Source organism: Bartonella sp. AA81SXKL (assembly GCF_042196945.1).
Lineage (GTDB): Bacteria > Pseudomonadota > Alphaproteobacteria > Rhizobiales > Rhizobiaceae > Bartonella.
This window is the reverse complement of the sequence record NZ_JBHIRH010000008.1, coordinates 75,421-88,785: the sequence shown is the minus strand read 5'-3', so window position 1 is coordinate 88,785 and position 13,365 is coordinate 75,421. Positions and strand designations below refer to the sequence as shown.

The 13,365-nt window shown below is 37.4% G+C and carries 10 protein-coding genes and 1 tRNA gene; 7 read left to right on the top strand and 4 right to left on the bottom strand.

Features of this window, described 5'->3' with window-relative positions:
• The first annotated feature begins 39 nt into the window (after nucleotides 1–39).
• The 3 genes from ACFINZ_RS05780 to ACFINZ_RS05770 all read left to right on the top strand — a co-directional run bounded on the left by ACFINZ_RS05780 (nucleotide 40) and on the right by ACFINZ_RS05770 (nucleotide 1,510).
• Nucleotides 40–663: a lambda exonuclease family protein gene (locus ACFINZ_RS05780; RefSeq protein ID WP_375701222.1), complete on the top strand. Its 624-nt coding sequence runs from the start codon at nucleotides 40–42 to the stop codon at nucleotides 661–663.
• A gap of 58 nt (nucleotides 664–721) precedes the next feature.
• A complete protein-coding gene (locus ACFINZ_RS05775) occupies nucleotides 722–1,153 on the top strand; it encodes a DUF488 family protein (protein ID WP_375642947.1) in 432 nt (143 codons plus the stop codon).
• A 153-nt stretch (nucleotides 1,154–1,306) separates the two neighbouring features.
• Nucleotides 1,307–1,510 (top strand): AlpA family transcriptional regulator, encoded by a 204-nt coding sequence (locus ACFINZ_RS05770; RefSeq protein WP_005865986.1) that lies wholly within the window; start codon nucleotides 1,307–1,309, stop codon nucleotides 1,508–1,510.
• Between the two features lie 99 nt (nucleotides 1,511–1,609).
• Here ACFINZ_RS05770 and ACFINZ_RS05765 read toward each other — a convergent pair.
• A tRNA-Phe gene (locus tag ACFINZ_RS05765) sits at nucleotides 1,610–1,685 on the bottom strand.
• Between the two features lie 400 nt (nucleotides 1,686–2,085).
• On the opposite strand from ACFINZ_RS05765, the gene ACFINZ_RS05760 reads away from it, so the two are divergent.
• From ACFINZ_RS05760 to ACFINZ_RS05750, 3 genes are all read left to right on the top strand, one after another.
• Nucleotides 2,086–3,249: a phosphoserine transaminase gene (locus ACFINZ_RS05760; RefSeq protein ID WP_375613717.1), complete on the top strand. Its 1,164-nt coding sequence runs from the start codon at nucleotides 2,086–2,088 to the stop codon at nucleotides 3,247–3,249.
• A 383-nt stretch (nucleotides 3,250–3,632) separates the two neighbouring features.
• Nucleotides 3,633–4,922 (top strand): adenylosuccinate synthase, encoded by a 1,290-nt coding sequence (locus ACFINZ_RS05755; RefSeq protein WP_375633506.1) that lies wholly within the window; start codon nucleotides 3,633–3,635, stop codon nucleotides 4,920–4,922.
• 230 nt (nucleotides 4,923–5,152) lie between these two features.
• The gene (locus ACFINZ_RS05750; protein WP_375634870.1) at nucleotides 5,153–6,574 is read left to right on the top strand and encodes a hypothetical protein; all 1,422 of its coding nucleotides are present in this window, start codon (nucleotides 5,153–5,155) and stop codon (nucleotides 6,572–6,574) included.
• Nucleotides 6,575–6,777: 203 nt separating this feature from the next.
• On the opposite strand, the gene rpoH is transcribed toward ACFINZ_RS05750, so the two are convergent.
• The 3 genes from rpoH to ACFINZ_RS05735 all read right to left on the bottom strand — a co-directional run bounded on the left by rpoH (nucleotide 6,778) and on the right by ACFINZ_RS05735 (nucleotide 10,275).
• Nucleotides 6,778–7,662: an RNA polymerase sigma factor RpoH gene (rpoH, locus tag ACFINZ_RS05745; protein ID WP_375618560.1), complete on the bottom strand. Its 885-nt coding sequence runs from the start codon at nucleotides 7,660–7,662 to the stop codon at nucleotides 6,778–6,780.
• Between the two features lie 148 nt (nucleotides 7,663–7,810).
• Nucleotides 7,811–8,815, bottom strand: coding sequence for an RluA family pseudouridine synthase (locus tag ACFINZ_RS05740; protein ID WP_375634868.1), 1,005 nt, complete (start codon nucleotides 8,813–8,815; stop codon nucleotides 7,811–7,813).
• Nucleotides 8,816–8,844: 29 nt separating this feature from the next.
• On the bottom strand, nucleotides 8,845–10,275 hold the full coding sequence (locus tag ACFINZ_RS05735; protein ID WP_375633509.1) for an aldehyde dehydrogenase family protein: 1,431 nt from the start codon (nucleotides 10,273–10,275) through the stop codon (nucleotides 8,845–8,847).
• A gap of 460 nt (nucleotides 10,276–10,735) precedes the next feature.
• On the opposite strand from ACFINZ_RS05735, the gene ACFINZ_RS05730 reads away from it, so the two are divergent.
• On the top strand, nucleotides 10,736–13,297 hold the full coding sequence (locus ACFINZ_RS05730; RefSeq protein WP_375634866.1) for a DNA translocase FtsK: 2,562 nt from the start codon (nucleotides 10,736–10,738) through the stop codon (nucleotides 13,295–13,297).
• Nucleotides 13,298–13,365 lie beyond the last annotated feature (68 nt).

Genomic DNA, 13,365 nt, shown 5'->3' with positions numbered 1-13,365 from the left:
ATATAGAAACGCCACACGAACAGGGAACGGCGGTGTGAGATGGAACAAAGAACAGCAGAATGGTTTCAAGCGCGCTTGGGTAAAGTCACTGCTTCAAACGTTTACAACGTACTCAGTAAGACAGCAAAAGGTTTGCCTACAAGCAAATATGAAGATTACAAAACGAAACTCATGACAGAACGCTTAATAGGGGAAATAAGCCAATCTTATACAACACCTGCTATGCAATGGGGCATTGAACATGAAGAGAATGCCTTGAGAGAATATGAATTCATTTATGACACCAATGTCATAAGATGCGGGTTTATCCCACACCCAAAAATGAAAATGGCGGGGGCTAGTCCTGATGGGTTGATTGGAGAGGACGGTTTAATAGAAGTCAAATGTCCACAATCAACCACGCATTTGCGTTTTTTTATTTATGACGAAATCAAGCCTGAATATATCGCACAGATGCAATTCCAAATGGCATGCACTGGACGCAAATGGTGTGATTTCATGAGCTATAATCCAAACTTTGTAGGCAAATCTACTGGTTTGAGAATGAAAATCAAACGCGTCCTCCGTGATGAGAAACACATTGAAGAGATCAATAAAGCGGTCGAAATCTTTTTAGGGGAAATAGAACAAGAGATGCAAAAGATTTTGGCAAAAGCTGCTTAAACCTATGGGGGTGCTCTCTCCTCCCAGCACTCCCACCCATTTACCAAGGAAATTAAACGTGTGTAACACTAAACATATTATCATACAGCCTGCTAAAGATGAGGAATTTTGTTTTTTTACCATTGGCTATGAAGGTAGGTCCCTTGAGAATTATCTTAGTTGTCTCATAGAAAACAATATCAAAACTTTATGTGATGTTCGTAAAAATCCAATAAGTAGAAAACACGGATTTTCGAAAAGACAATTAGAGCAAGCTGTAAACAACATTGATATTGAATATATGCATATGCCTGAACTTGGAATTGCCTCTGAAAAACGAAGAAATTTGAAAACACAAAAAGATTATGACCGCCTTTTTGAAGATTATCAAAATACAACTCTCAAGAATAATTCTTGTGCAATAAACAAATTATATCAAATATTTTTAAACAAAAAGCGCGTTGCAATCACCTGTTTTGAAGCCAATGTATGCATGTGTCACAGAGGATAACTCGCATTAGCTCTCACTCAATTACCTGATTGGAAATATGAAATTAAGCACCTCTAAAAAATAAACTTGCAGATTTTTAAAAACTGGAGTGCTCCACATGCCTCCCAGCACCCCCGCCCATTTAATTAATATAAAAAAGAGAAAGGTAATGAGATGATATTTGATGATGGAGATAGATATGTAACGACACGTGAGTGTGCACAGCTTTTTAGTGTATCCACAACAACGATTCGCAATTGGGTGCTTCAGGGGTTGTTTCCGGAGCCATATAAGCTAGGGAGAGCAGTGAGATGGAGAAAAAAAGAGATCTTAGCCTTCACTCCAAAGAAAAATAAGGAGCAAATAAGAACAAATTAGGTAAAATTATATAAACTGTAGAAGGTGGTCTAAAAGGTGGTCTGAAAATGGCTATTTAAAGAAAAAATCTATATATTTCAATATGCTAAACACAAAAAGTGGTGCCCAGACGCGGATTCGAACCACGGACACGCGGATTTTCAGTCCGCTGCTCTACCAACTGAGCTATCTGGGCATGCTTCATAAAAAATATAAAGCGTTTGCGGTTATAACATTAAAATTTTCTCTGTCCAGTCATCAAAAGAAAAATAATTGATTTTTTAATAAGTTTATCTCCCTATTCTAGAGCGTTATCAATGAATCTTTATCATAAAATAAATTTGATAGGTATATTGGATAGTTTAGTGTATTGTTATTAGAATGCTGTCTTATTGTGGTGATGATACGAAAAAAAATTAAAAGAATCAATCGAGAGGCATGATTAAGAAAGATTTTTTATAAAGTTTCCGTGAATTTTAAGCATACGCAATAATAGACAATATTTTTGACTTTTTTCTAAAAAGATTATTGATTAGTCTTTATAATAATTTGTTTTTCTTTATAAAGAAAGAAAAACATCTAAAAGGGGAGAAATAATGATAATGTTACAAAAACCAAGTAATCGTCCCAATAATACTAATTTTTCTTCAGGTCCTTGTAGCAAACGGCCTGGTTGGACTCTTGATGTTCTTAAAAATGCATTAGTTGGGCGTTCACATAGATCTAGAGAAGCAGAATTAAAACTTGCTGAAGTTGTTAATTTAACCCGTGAGATTCTTGAGGTTCCTTCTGATCATCGTATAGGAATTATGCCAGGATCAGATACCGGTGCTGTTGAGGCTGCTCTATGGTCTCTATTAGGTGAGCGTGGCATTGATATGGCAGCGTGGGAAAGTTTTGGGTTTGGGTGGAATAAAGATGTTGTCGAGCAATTAAAGCTTTCTGATGTGCGTCGTTTTGAAGCTCCTTATGGTGAAATACCAGATTTAACACAACTTGACTTTGATCGGGATGTTGTTTTTACATGGAATGGGACAACTTCTGGTGTGCGTATTCCTAATGCAGATTTCATTCCGCATAAGCGGGCTGGATTGACCATTTGTGATGCAACATCGGCAGCTTTTGCGCAATATCTTGATTTTTCAAAATTAGATGTTGTTACTTTTTCATGGCAGAAAGTTTTGGGAGGCGAGGCTGCACATGGTATGGTGATTTTAAGTCCTCGTGCTGTTGAGAGGCTTGAGAATCATGTTCCAGCTTGGCCTATGCCCCAACTTTTCTATATGACAAAAAATGGAAAATTGAACGAAGATATTTTTAAAGGAAAGATCATCAATACACCTTCTATGCTTTGTGTTGAGGATTTCCTTGATGGGTTGAAGTGGGCAAAATCTCTAGGAGGTGCAGCGGCATTAAGAGCACGGGTTGAGAAAAATTTTTCTGTACTTGATGCTTTTGTTCGCAAAACGCCATGGTTAGAATATTTGGCAAAAGATCCTGAAGTGCGTTCTAACACCGCTATTTGTTTAGATATTGTGGATCCAGTGATTACTGCTTTGGATACGGAAAAGCGAGTATCTTTTATAAAAGCGGTTGTGAAGCGTCTTGATGAGGAAGGGGTTGCTTATGATATCGGTTCGTATCGCGATGCTCCTCCTGGGCTTCGAATTTGGGCGGGTATAACAATTGAGGCTTCCGATCTTGAAATTTTAACACAATGGCTTGAGTGGGCGTTCCAAGTTGAAAAAGCACAGCTTTAAATAATTACTGGTGATTTTCACAGGGTATTTTTAAACAGAAAAAGGATACGAGAGATTATGATGATCTTTCGTATTCTTGTATCAGACAAACAGCCTCTAAATATTACATGAATTGTAAAAGATTAAGAGGAGGAATAAATGCTCTGTCAGGTGTTGGATACGCACAAATTAAAATCTCTATTTTTTTACTTTTTGTAGCAAAAATGACAGATTTAAAATATTTTGGTATTTGCTTATCTTTATTATCATAAATTTGAAAATTTAATCACTTGAAGATTGAGAAAAATCTGAAATGAAGAGTCGCACTTGCTCTAAGGTTTCGTTATAAAGAAGTGTTTGTTTTTGAATGCTGGTTTTTTTGACCAAACACGACGGAGAAAGTTATGGCCAATGTAGTTGTTGTCGGTACACAATGGGGTGATGAAGGCAAAGGTAAAATTGTAGATTGGTTGTCTGAGCGAGCAGATATCGTGGTGAGATATCAGGGGGGGCATAATGCTGGCCACACATTGGTTGTTGATGGAGTCAGTTATAAATTATCACTTTTACCGTCTGGTTTAGTGCGTGGCAAGTTATCAATTATTGGTAATGGTGTTGTTGTTGACCCTCATCATTTTGTTGCAGAAGTAAAAAAACTATGTAATCAGGGTGTAAAAATCACACCAGAAATTTTGCGTATTGCTGAAAATGCTCCTTTGATTCTTTCGTTGCATCGTGATCTTGATGCAATTCGAGAAAGCGGTTTATCTGGTTTAAAGATTGGTACAACAAAGCGCGGTATTGGACCGGCTTATGAAGATAAGGTGGGACGTCGTGCTATCCGAGTGATGGATTTAGCAGAAAAAGATACACTTATGGCTAAGATTGAGCGGCTTTTGAGGCATCATAATGCTTTGCGTCGTGGGATGGGTGTTGCAGAGATTGATTCTCAAGCGCTTTATGATGAATTGATGCAAGTTGCGGATAAAATTTTGCCCTTTATGGATTGTACGTGGCGTCTTTTAGATGAAGGTTATCGAGGAGGTAAACACATTCTTTTTGAAGGTGCGCAAGGTGCTTTATTAGATAATGATTTTGGAACTTATCCTTATGTAACGTCATCTAATACAGTTGCTGGGCAAGCATGTACAGGTTCGGGGATGGGACCTGATGCAATCCATTATGTTTTGGGTATTGCAAAAGCTTATACTACACGCGTTGGAGAAGGGCCGTTCCCGACAGAGCAGATAAATGATATTGGTGAATTTCTGGGAGTGCGTGGACATGAATTTGGTGTTGTAACGGGTCGAAAGCGTCGATGTGGTTGGTTTGATGCTGTCTTAGTACGTCAGATGGTAACAATTTGCGGTGTTCAAGGTATAGCATTGACAAAACTTGATGTTTTAGATGGTTTGGATGAAATAAAAATTTGTATTGGTTATGAGCTTGATGGTAAAAGGATTGATTATTTACCTTCTTCCATGGGAGCTCAGGATCGGGTGAAGCCTATTTATGCAACATTAGAAGGTTGGAAGAAAGAAACAGCACATGCATTGAGGTGGGAAGATTTACCAGTGCAGGCTATTAAATATATACGCTATATTGAAGAACTGATTAATACAAAAGTGGCTTTATTATCCACAAGTCCAGAGCGTGAAGATACTATTCTTATTACGGATCCCTTTGTTAATTGATTATTGTTTTTAGATTTCTATATATGTTCTCTGTTCATTTTTGTATCTTTTTACAAAAAAAGTCTTTAAGAGCACGTAAGAGAAAGGTGCAAAATAGCATTGTTTATTTTTCATATTCATTTTACATTATGTTGTACCAATATTAAATGGCAACCAATTTAGAAGGCTAAAATAAAGTTTTTTGGCTTTACTATTGATTTTTTCTCAGTTTAAGAGAGATTATAGAGGAAATGGTAGATTTCGTTGGAATCTTAAAAAAGACAATTAATGCACAAAATAATATTACACCACAAGTGCGTAAGCGGATTTATAAGCGGGCTACCGAAACACTAGAACATCAATTTGTAACAGCAAAAATACCACAAGCAATAGCGGATAAACAAAGAAAGATTCTTCAAAGTTCTATTGCAACTGTTGAAGGAGAATATTTAGCAGTTGAAAAGAAACGGCTTTCTTCAGTTATTGGGTGGAATCCCACAAATATAAATGAAGATAAGAAAGTTACAAAAAAAACTATATTACCAAAGAATAATGAATTGTCAGAGGTAAACATAAAAAGAAAGCAGGATTTTGTTACACGTTCAAAGGATAACAAGGTATTTGTTGAGCTTTGTGTATCAGATATACCAGATGCAGAGCCTGTTAATATGGAGGCTGATGTGCCTTCTCAGCATGTTAATAGCAGTGTGTTAAAGATTTCTCCTTCGCAGGAAGATAATCCGCATATTGTTTCGCACATTTTTTCTCAGGCTTTACGTCGTGCTAATAAATCGTTAGTGCAAAGGCGTATTGTGATAAGTGCTGTTTTTGTTGTTAGTTTTGTTGTTTTAATTGTTGGTATTTTTTTTGTTGGTGAGCGTGTATTTGTATCAAATGATTATCAGTTTTTAGAAGAAAATCTTCAAGCTTCTCACAGAGTACCAAAGGCATTTCCAATTAAGAGAAAGTTAACACAACGCTTATTAGAGGATGGAAGTGAAATTGATGTTGGTTTAAAACAAGCGATAGATTCTTCGGATGAAGAAGTACTCTCAACAGTTGTTGATAGCAATTTGCAATCGCTTGAAAAATCAGGTGAAGCTGTTTTCTATCAAGCACGTACAAATTATGATGCAGAAAAGATAGCAACGGGAAGTGCTCGCTGGACGCTTATAAAAGAGTCTCAAGTGAAGGGGTCTCCAGAAGAAACAACTATACAAGGTGATATAACAATTCCTGATGAAGGGATATCATTGCGGTTAATTTTACGTCGTAATACCGATCAGTCATTTCCTGCTTCATATATTATGGACCTTATTTTTATTCTTTCGGATAAATTTTCAGGTAAAGCTATAAGCAATGTTCAAGCATTAACCTTTAAAGCAAGTGAACAATCCATTGGACAGGCTTTAACAAGAACCATTGCTGCAAAGATTAACGATGACTTTTTTCTTGTCGCATTGAGTGGTAATCATCCATTTCTTGATCGAAATTTACAATTGATGCGAGAATTAGATTGGATGCGTTTGGTGTTAACGGATAAAAATGGGCGTATAAGTGAATTAACCTTTGCAAAAGGACCAACAGGTAAGTCTATTTTTAATGAAGTTATTGGACAATGGCTTGCACAACAAGATAAGTTAACAGTTCTTGGTCAAAAAAATAAAACATAGATGCAAAAAAATAAACAGCTGTGAAGAATTTTCCACGACCGTCTTTATCAATTATATACCAAATACACTCACTAAATCTTTACATATCAATAACGTAAAGAATTCGATAGACTAATTTACAAGTATAAAGCCAAGGCATGCTTTTTTTCATTTTCACATTTAAAGAATGTGCAAACCATTGGCTTTATACTTAACTCTAGGTTTTACACTTGACTTTGAGATAAAGTAGAATCTTTGATAGAGTTTTGTACTTTTTCAAATGCACGCATTTCAATTTGTCTTACTCGTTCTCGACTAATATTAAATTCACCAGAGAGTTCTTCTAGGGTTAGTGGTACATCATTTAAACGACGCGCTTTGAATATACGTTTTTCGCGTTCATTGAGATTGTCCATGGCATTTATGAGCATGGAACGGCGATTTTCTAATTCACTTTTTTCAATTAAAATTTGTTCTTGATCGTTAGATTCATCCACCAACCAATCTTGTAACTCGCTGTTTTCTCCTTCTTTTGTCCGAATTGGTGCGTTGAGTGAAGTGTCACCACCAAGCCTACGATTCATTGATACAACTTCATCTTCTGTGACATTCAACTGGGTTGCAATTTCTTTCACTTGTTCTGCATTGAGATCGCCACTATCAAGTGCTTGAAGTTTACTTTTTAACTTACGAAGGTTGAAAAACAAGCGCTTTTGATTAGCTGTTGTCCCCATTTTCACCAAACTCCAAGAGCGCAATACATATTCTTGGATTGACGCTTTAATCCACCATATTGCATAGGTTGCAAGACGAAAACCCCGCTCTGGTTCGAAACGTTTAACAGCTTGCATGAGTCCAACATTGCCTTCTGAAATGACTTCCCCAATGGGAAGTCCGTAGCCCCGATATCCCATCGCGATTTTAGCTACGAGACGCAAATGGCTGGTTACTAGCCTATGCGCAGCTTTTAGATCATTATGCTCACGGTAACGCTGAGCTAACATATATTCTTCTTTTGGCTCAAGCATTGGAAAACGACGCACTTCTTCCAAGTAACGGTTTAAACCACCATCACCTGTCATTACTGATAATAAATTCATATGGGCCATATAGCACCCTCCTTTCATCTGAATTCCCTGATAAGGCAAATTCTATGTTTTAGATAGCTAACTATCCTCATAACCTCACTCTAGCATATTTTTCAATTTTGTTCAAAAAAAGATATTTTATTGTGAAATCTTGAGAAGGGGAAAAGTTTCAATTCATTTTTTTAAAAAGCTTAATAAGTTTAGCCATATCTTGAGGCAGTGGTGCGGAAAACGACATAACTTTACCGGTAGAAGGATGTTCAAAAGTAAGACTTGCAGCATGGAGTGCATGTCGGTTGAATTGATCGATTGCATTTCTAATAGTGGGGTTGAATGTGTTTGATTTTGTTTTAAAAGCGTTTCCATAAACTGTATCGCCTATGAGTGGATGCCCCATATGAGTCATATGAACACGGATTTGATGGGTGCGTCCAGTTTCTAAGCGACATTCCAGAAGGCTAGCAAAAGATGTTGAGTCTGCATGAGAGCCATATTTTTCAAGCAGAGAAACATGTGTAACAGCATGACGAGCATAAGGGTTTTGGTTATGGATGACAGCTTGCTTTGTCCGGTTATGGGGCGAACGGCCAAGTGATGCATCAATTGTCCAGACATTGCGCTGAGGTGTTCCCCAAATCAAGGCATGGTAGCGTCGATCTAATGCGCAGGTACGTCCATGATCAGAAAATTGAGCACTGAGACTTTTATGAGCTAGATCATTTTTTGCAACAACCATAACACCGCTTGTATTTTTATCAAGACGATGGACAATGCCAGGGCGTTTAACACCACCTATACCAGATAAACTATTCCCACAGTGGTAAATAAGGGCATTAACCAATGTACCGGTCCAATTTCCATTCCCAGGATGAACAACAAGACCAGCTGGTTTGTTAATAACAATGATATGATCATCTTCAAAAAGAATGTCCAATGCAATGGCTTCAGCGCTAGGTTCTGCATCACGAAGGTCCGGCATTTCCAATTCAATTATTTGGTTAGGTTTTAATTTTGTTTTTGGTTCCTTTATGAATTGACCATCAATTTTAAGACAGCCTTCACGGATGAGGGTTTGCAAACGCGAACGTGAGAGCACGTCATGATATTGTTTTGCGAGCCACTGATCAAGACGTTGCCCAAGAGCACCTTCATCCGTTATTTTCTGTATTACCATACGATTCCTATTAAGTTTTTAATAAGATTTTACCAGTACGAAATTGCTTTACTATCGAGAAATTCTTTAATTCCCCAATGTCCTCCTTCACGAGCGCGCCCAGAAAATTTTACACCTCCAAAGTAGCTTCCACTGGGTAATCCATGTCCATTAACTTCTACCATACCAGAGCGTACTTGTGCCGCAATACGACGACATTTGTTGCGATCTTGCGATTGAATATAGTTTGTAAGACCATACTCAGTCTCATTCGCTAAAGCGACGGCTTCTTCTTCTGTACTAAAAGAAAGAATCGAGAGAACTGGACCAAAGATTTCTTCTTTAAAAATACGCATATGAGGTTTTACATCAGCAAAGACTGTTGGACGGACATAATAACCGCGTTCCATTCCGTTTGGTAAACCAGTCCCGCCTGCAACAAGAGTTGCACCTTCATCAATTCCCGATTGGATAAGATCTTGAATTTTATCATATTGTTTTTTTGAAACAATGGGCCCAATATGATTTCCTTCTTGGCAGTTTGGTCCTACTTTTGTTGTTTCTGCAATATCTTTGGCTATTTTCACGGCTTTGTCATAGATGCTCTGTTCCACAAGCATACGAGTTGGTGCATTACAACTTTGTCCACTATTATAAAAGCAATGTCGTGCACCACGTTGAACAGCATCTGAGTCGGCATCAGCAAAGATAATATTCGCTCCTTTTCCCCCAAGTTCCAGACAGACTCTTTTTAAAGTAGCGCTGGCATTTTTAGAAATATCTTTTCCTGCTCTAGTTGAACCAGTAAAGCTGATCATTTCTAAATCTGGATGTGCAGAGAGGTAAGAGCCGACAGTTGCACCATCACCATTGATTAAATTAAAAACACCGGCTGGAAGTGCGGCTTCATCTAAAAATTCAGCAAAAAGCATAGCAGAAAGAGGCGCAATTTCAGAGGGCTTTAACACCATGGTACAGCCAGCCAAGAGAGCAGGAATAACTTTAAGAGTTACTTGATTCATGGGCCAATTCCATGGCGTAATTAATCCTACGACGCCGATAGGATCGTAGTGAAGGATTGCTTGCTCATTTCCCTTTATTAAAGTTTTTTGGAACGAAAACTCTTTATAAGCTTCGATAAAATTGCGAATATGGGAACTGCCAGTTGCAGTTTGCGCATTAAGCGCCATATCAATTGGTGCCCCCATTTCCATTGAAATGGTTTTTGCCATGTCTTTGGAACGTTTTTCGTAGATCTCTAGAATTTTCTCAACAAATCCAAGACGCTCATTTGGTGATGTTGTTTTCCATTTTTGAAAGGCTTCTTTAGCCGCATTAATTGCTTTATCGGCATCTTTTGTACTTCCAAGGCTAATGACAGCACAAGTCTCCTCTGTTGATGGATTAATGACGTCAAAATCGTGAGGAGTGCTTGGCTCATCCCATAGACCATTGATATAAAATTTCCGTTTATTAAACATAATTCACTCCCTTTTTTCTATTTGTATTTATGTAATTATGATTGTCTTAGTCTAAGCCTTTTTAAACGAGGATAACAAGGGTAATCTTATAAAAACGCGAGAAATTAGATTATATTGTGATAATTGATCATGGAGAATTCAATAGAGCAATGCTTATTGTATTATTGAAACTAGTTTCTTTTATGAAAAGGGAGAGAAAGAGAGGCATAGACAATTTTCTTGAAGCTTTTTTATCATGAAGTTTTCTTCAAAACAAATGAAATACGAGCTCTATGACACCATAAACTAGGCAATTTATATCGTAAATATGCAAAAGGCAGATTATGAATATGCATTATGGCACTATTTTTTTCATTTAAAAGTAACCATCAGCAAAAGGTTATTAACCTTCGTATGATAGTTTCTACGAATTCTTTTTGAAAAGGTTATTTTTCTCATTGCTATAAATTTGTTGGGTGCCATGCATAATTCGAAAACAAAATCTATTTCTACGTCTTCTTTTTCTGATGATGGTACAAAAGGTGCATCAAGAGAAGATTTATCTGTTAAGATTACTGAGATATTTCCTTATCCGGAAGTGTGGAAAAAGGCATTTGCCCTCGGAAAAAACGTCCGTTTCACGAGAACCCCAGAAGTTGAGATTTTGCGTCGTCGTATAGAAACAGATCCAGTTTTTGCAAAACAGTTTAAAATTTTTACGAAGCAAGATCAAAAAAAAATTACAGATACAGGTATTGTACGTTGTAACAAGAAAACAACAAATATTCTTTCGACAAAAAAAGTCATTAATCCTCAATCAATAGAGAATAAAACATCAGTTTGTCATTCAACGGTTTTGAAGCAGTTATCACGACAAGCTATTCATATGCCGTCAGCAAATATTCCACTTGAGGAGGATAAACAAGAACATAAATTACAAGTGGAAAATGTGCTACAAAAAATAAAACCTGCGTTGCATCTTTCCGATGATGCTTTTTTTGAGTGTGAATCTTTGATATTTGAACATGTGGAGACTCAAACTTCAAAAGAGGATGGAACATCAATTGATACGACAAATGAACTCACACCTGATATCCCCACAGCCTTTGATGAGTCAATAACTGCTCTTTACCGTGTTCTTGAATACCGCTTTCCACAACTCTATGATTCAATTACATCAGAATCTCCAGCGGAAAGAATGCGAGGTGTTGAGAAAATTTCTGATTTAATGCATACAAATAAAGAGTGTCATTCTAAGCTTTCTGTTGAAGATTCTGCTCATACGTTAAGTAATACAGGGGCGTTAAGTGATGCAGGGGTTAGTATAGAGACTGAAAATACCAATAATATTGTCGCCAATAATACTGTTGATTGTATAAACAAAGCCGTCACAAAGAATTCAAAAGATTTTTCTGTGATGCAAGCAAACAGTAAAACTAAAACATTGCAATCTACTCGTATGCCATTAGGTAATTATGATTCTGCTTTTATGCAAAATATTCAATCTATTGACTGTGATGTTTATGAATTTCCTCCGATCAACTTATTACAGGAACCTGTTTTTCACGAAGGTACGATGATTCCTCAAGAAACATTGGAACGTGGTGCTGGACTTTTGGAAAGTGTTTTGGAAGATTTTGGCATTAAGGGTGAAGTTATCCATGTTCATCCAGGGCCAGTGGTAACAATGTATGAATTTGAACCCGCTGCGGGTGTAAAGTCATCGCGCGTTATTAATCTTTCTGATGATATTGCGCGTTCTATGTCTGCTATTTCTACACGCGTTGCTGTAATTCCTGGACGTAATGTTATCGGGATTGAGTTACCCAATGCGGTTCGTGAAACTGTTTATTTACGGGAATTAATCCAAACACGTTCTTTTCGTGAAAGTGAATTTAAACTTGCTCTTGCTTTGGGGAAAGGGATTAATGGTGAACCTGTCATTGCAGAATTAGCAAAAATGCCTCATTTATTGGTTGCAGGAACAACAGGATCAGGCAAGTCTGTTGCAATTAATACAATGATTTTGTCGATTCTTTATCGTATGACACCAAAGCAGTGTCGTTTGATCATGGTTGATCCTAAAATGTTAGAGCTCTCTGTTTATGATGGCATTCCACATCTTTTAACACCCGTTGTCACAGATCCCAAAAAAGCAGTAACAGCTTTAAAATGGGCGGTTCGTGAAATGGAAGAGCGTTATCGCAAAATGGCTAAGTTGGGTGTGCGTAATATTGATGGTTTTAATGCACGCGTTGCACTTGCAGCTCAAAAAGGCGAAACGATCATGTGTACTGTTCAGTCGGGTTTTGATAAGGAAACAGGGGAAATGCTTTATCATGAAGAAGCCATGGATCTCACGCAGCTTCCTTATATTGTTGTGATTGTTGATGAGATGGCTGATCTTATGATGGTGGCAGGGAAAGAGATAGAGAATGCCATTCAGCGCTTAGCGCAAATGGCGCGTGCGGCAGGTATTCATCTTATTATGGCAACGCAACGTCCTTCTGTTGATGTTATCACAGGTACAATTAAAGCGAACTTTCCTACCCGCATTTCTTTTCAAGTAACATCAAAAATTGATAGTCGTACGATCTTGGGTGAACAAGGTGCTGAAACACTTTTAGGTCAGGGGGATATGCTTCATATGGCAGGTGGTGGACGCATTGTGCGCGTTCATGGACCTTTTGTTTCTGATGAAGAAGTTGAATCCATCGTTGCACATCTAAAAATGCAAGGTAAACCTGATTATTTAGCAACGGTAACAGATAATGAAGACGATAACAAAGAGGATAATTCTGCTGATTCAGCTGCTGGAATTTCTGAGGAAGAAAATTTTGATGAAGAGGGTGAGGAACTTTATAACCAAGCTGTAAAAATTGTTATGCGTGATAAAAAATGTTCAACATCTTATATTCAGCGCCGACTTTCAATCGGCTATAATAAAGCAGCTTCTCTCGTCGAGCGGATGGAAGAAAAAGGCATTGTTGGAGCCGCTAATCATGTTGGAAAACGTGAAATTTTACTCAATGAAGTAAAATAAACAAACACATTTAAAAATATGCAATTTTTTAAATATTTGACAGTCATTATTTAAATGTGCTTGTTTTA

What these genes read in the sequence shown, in the direction of transcription:
- ACFINZ_RS05760 (WP_375613717.1), top strand. Translation starts at nt 2,086, where the DNA reads ATGATAATGTTACAAAAACCAAGTAATCGTCCCAATAATACTAATTTT.
- ACFINZ_RS05755 (WP_375633506.1), top strand. Translation starts at nt 3,633, where the DNA reads ATGGCCAATGTAGTTGTTGTCGGTACACAATGGGGTGATGAAGGCAAA.
- rpoH (WP_375618560.1), bottom strand. Translation starts at nt 7,662, where the DNA reads ATGGCCCATATGAATTTATTATCAGTAATGACAGGTGATGGTGGTTTA.
- ACFINZ_RS05770 (WP_005865986.1), top strand. Translation starts at nt 1,307, where the DNA reads ATGATATTTGATGATGGAGATAGATATGTAACGACACGTGAGTGTGCA.
- ACFINZ_RS05750 (WP_375634870.1), top strand. Translation starts at nt 5,153, where the DNA reads ATGGTAGATTTCGTTGGAATCTTAAAAAAGACAATTAATGCACAAAAT.
- ACFINZ_RS05740 (WP_375634868.1), bottom strand. Translation starts at nt 8,815, where the DNA reads ATGGTAATACAGAAAATAACGGATGAAGGTGCTCTTGGGCAACGTCTT.
- ACFINZ_RS05730 (WP_375634866.1), top strand. Translation starts at nt 10,736, where the DNA reads ATGCATAATTCGAAAACAAAATCTATTTCTACGTCTTCTTTTTCTGAT.
- ACFINZ_RS05735 (WP_375633509.1), bottom strand. Translation starts at nt 10,275, where the DNA reads ATGTTTAATAAACGGAAATTTTATATCAATGGTCTATGGGATGAGCCA.
- ACFINZ_RS05780 (WP_375701222.1), top strand. Translation starts at nt 40, where the DNA reads ATGGAACAAAGAACAGCAGAATGGTTTCAAGCGCGCTTGGGTAAAGTC.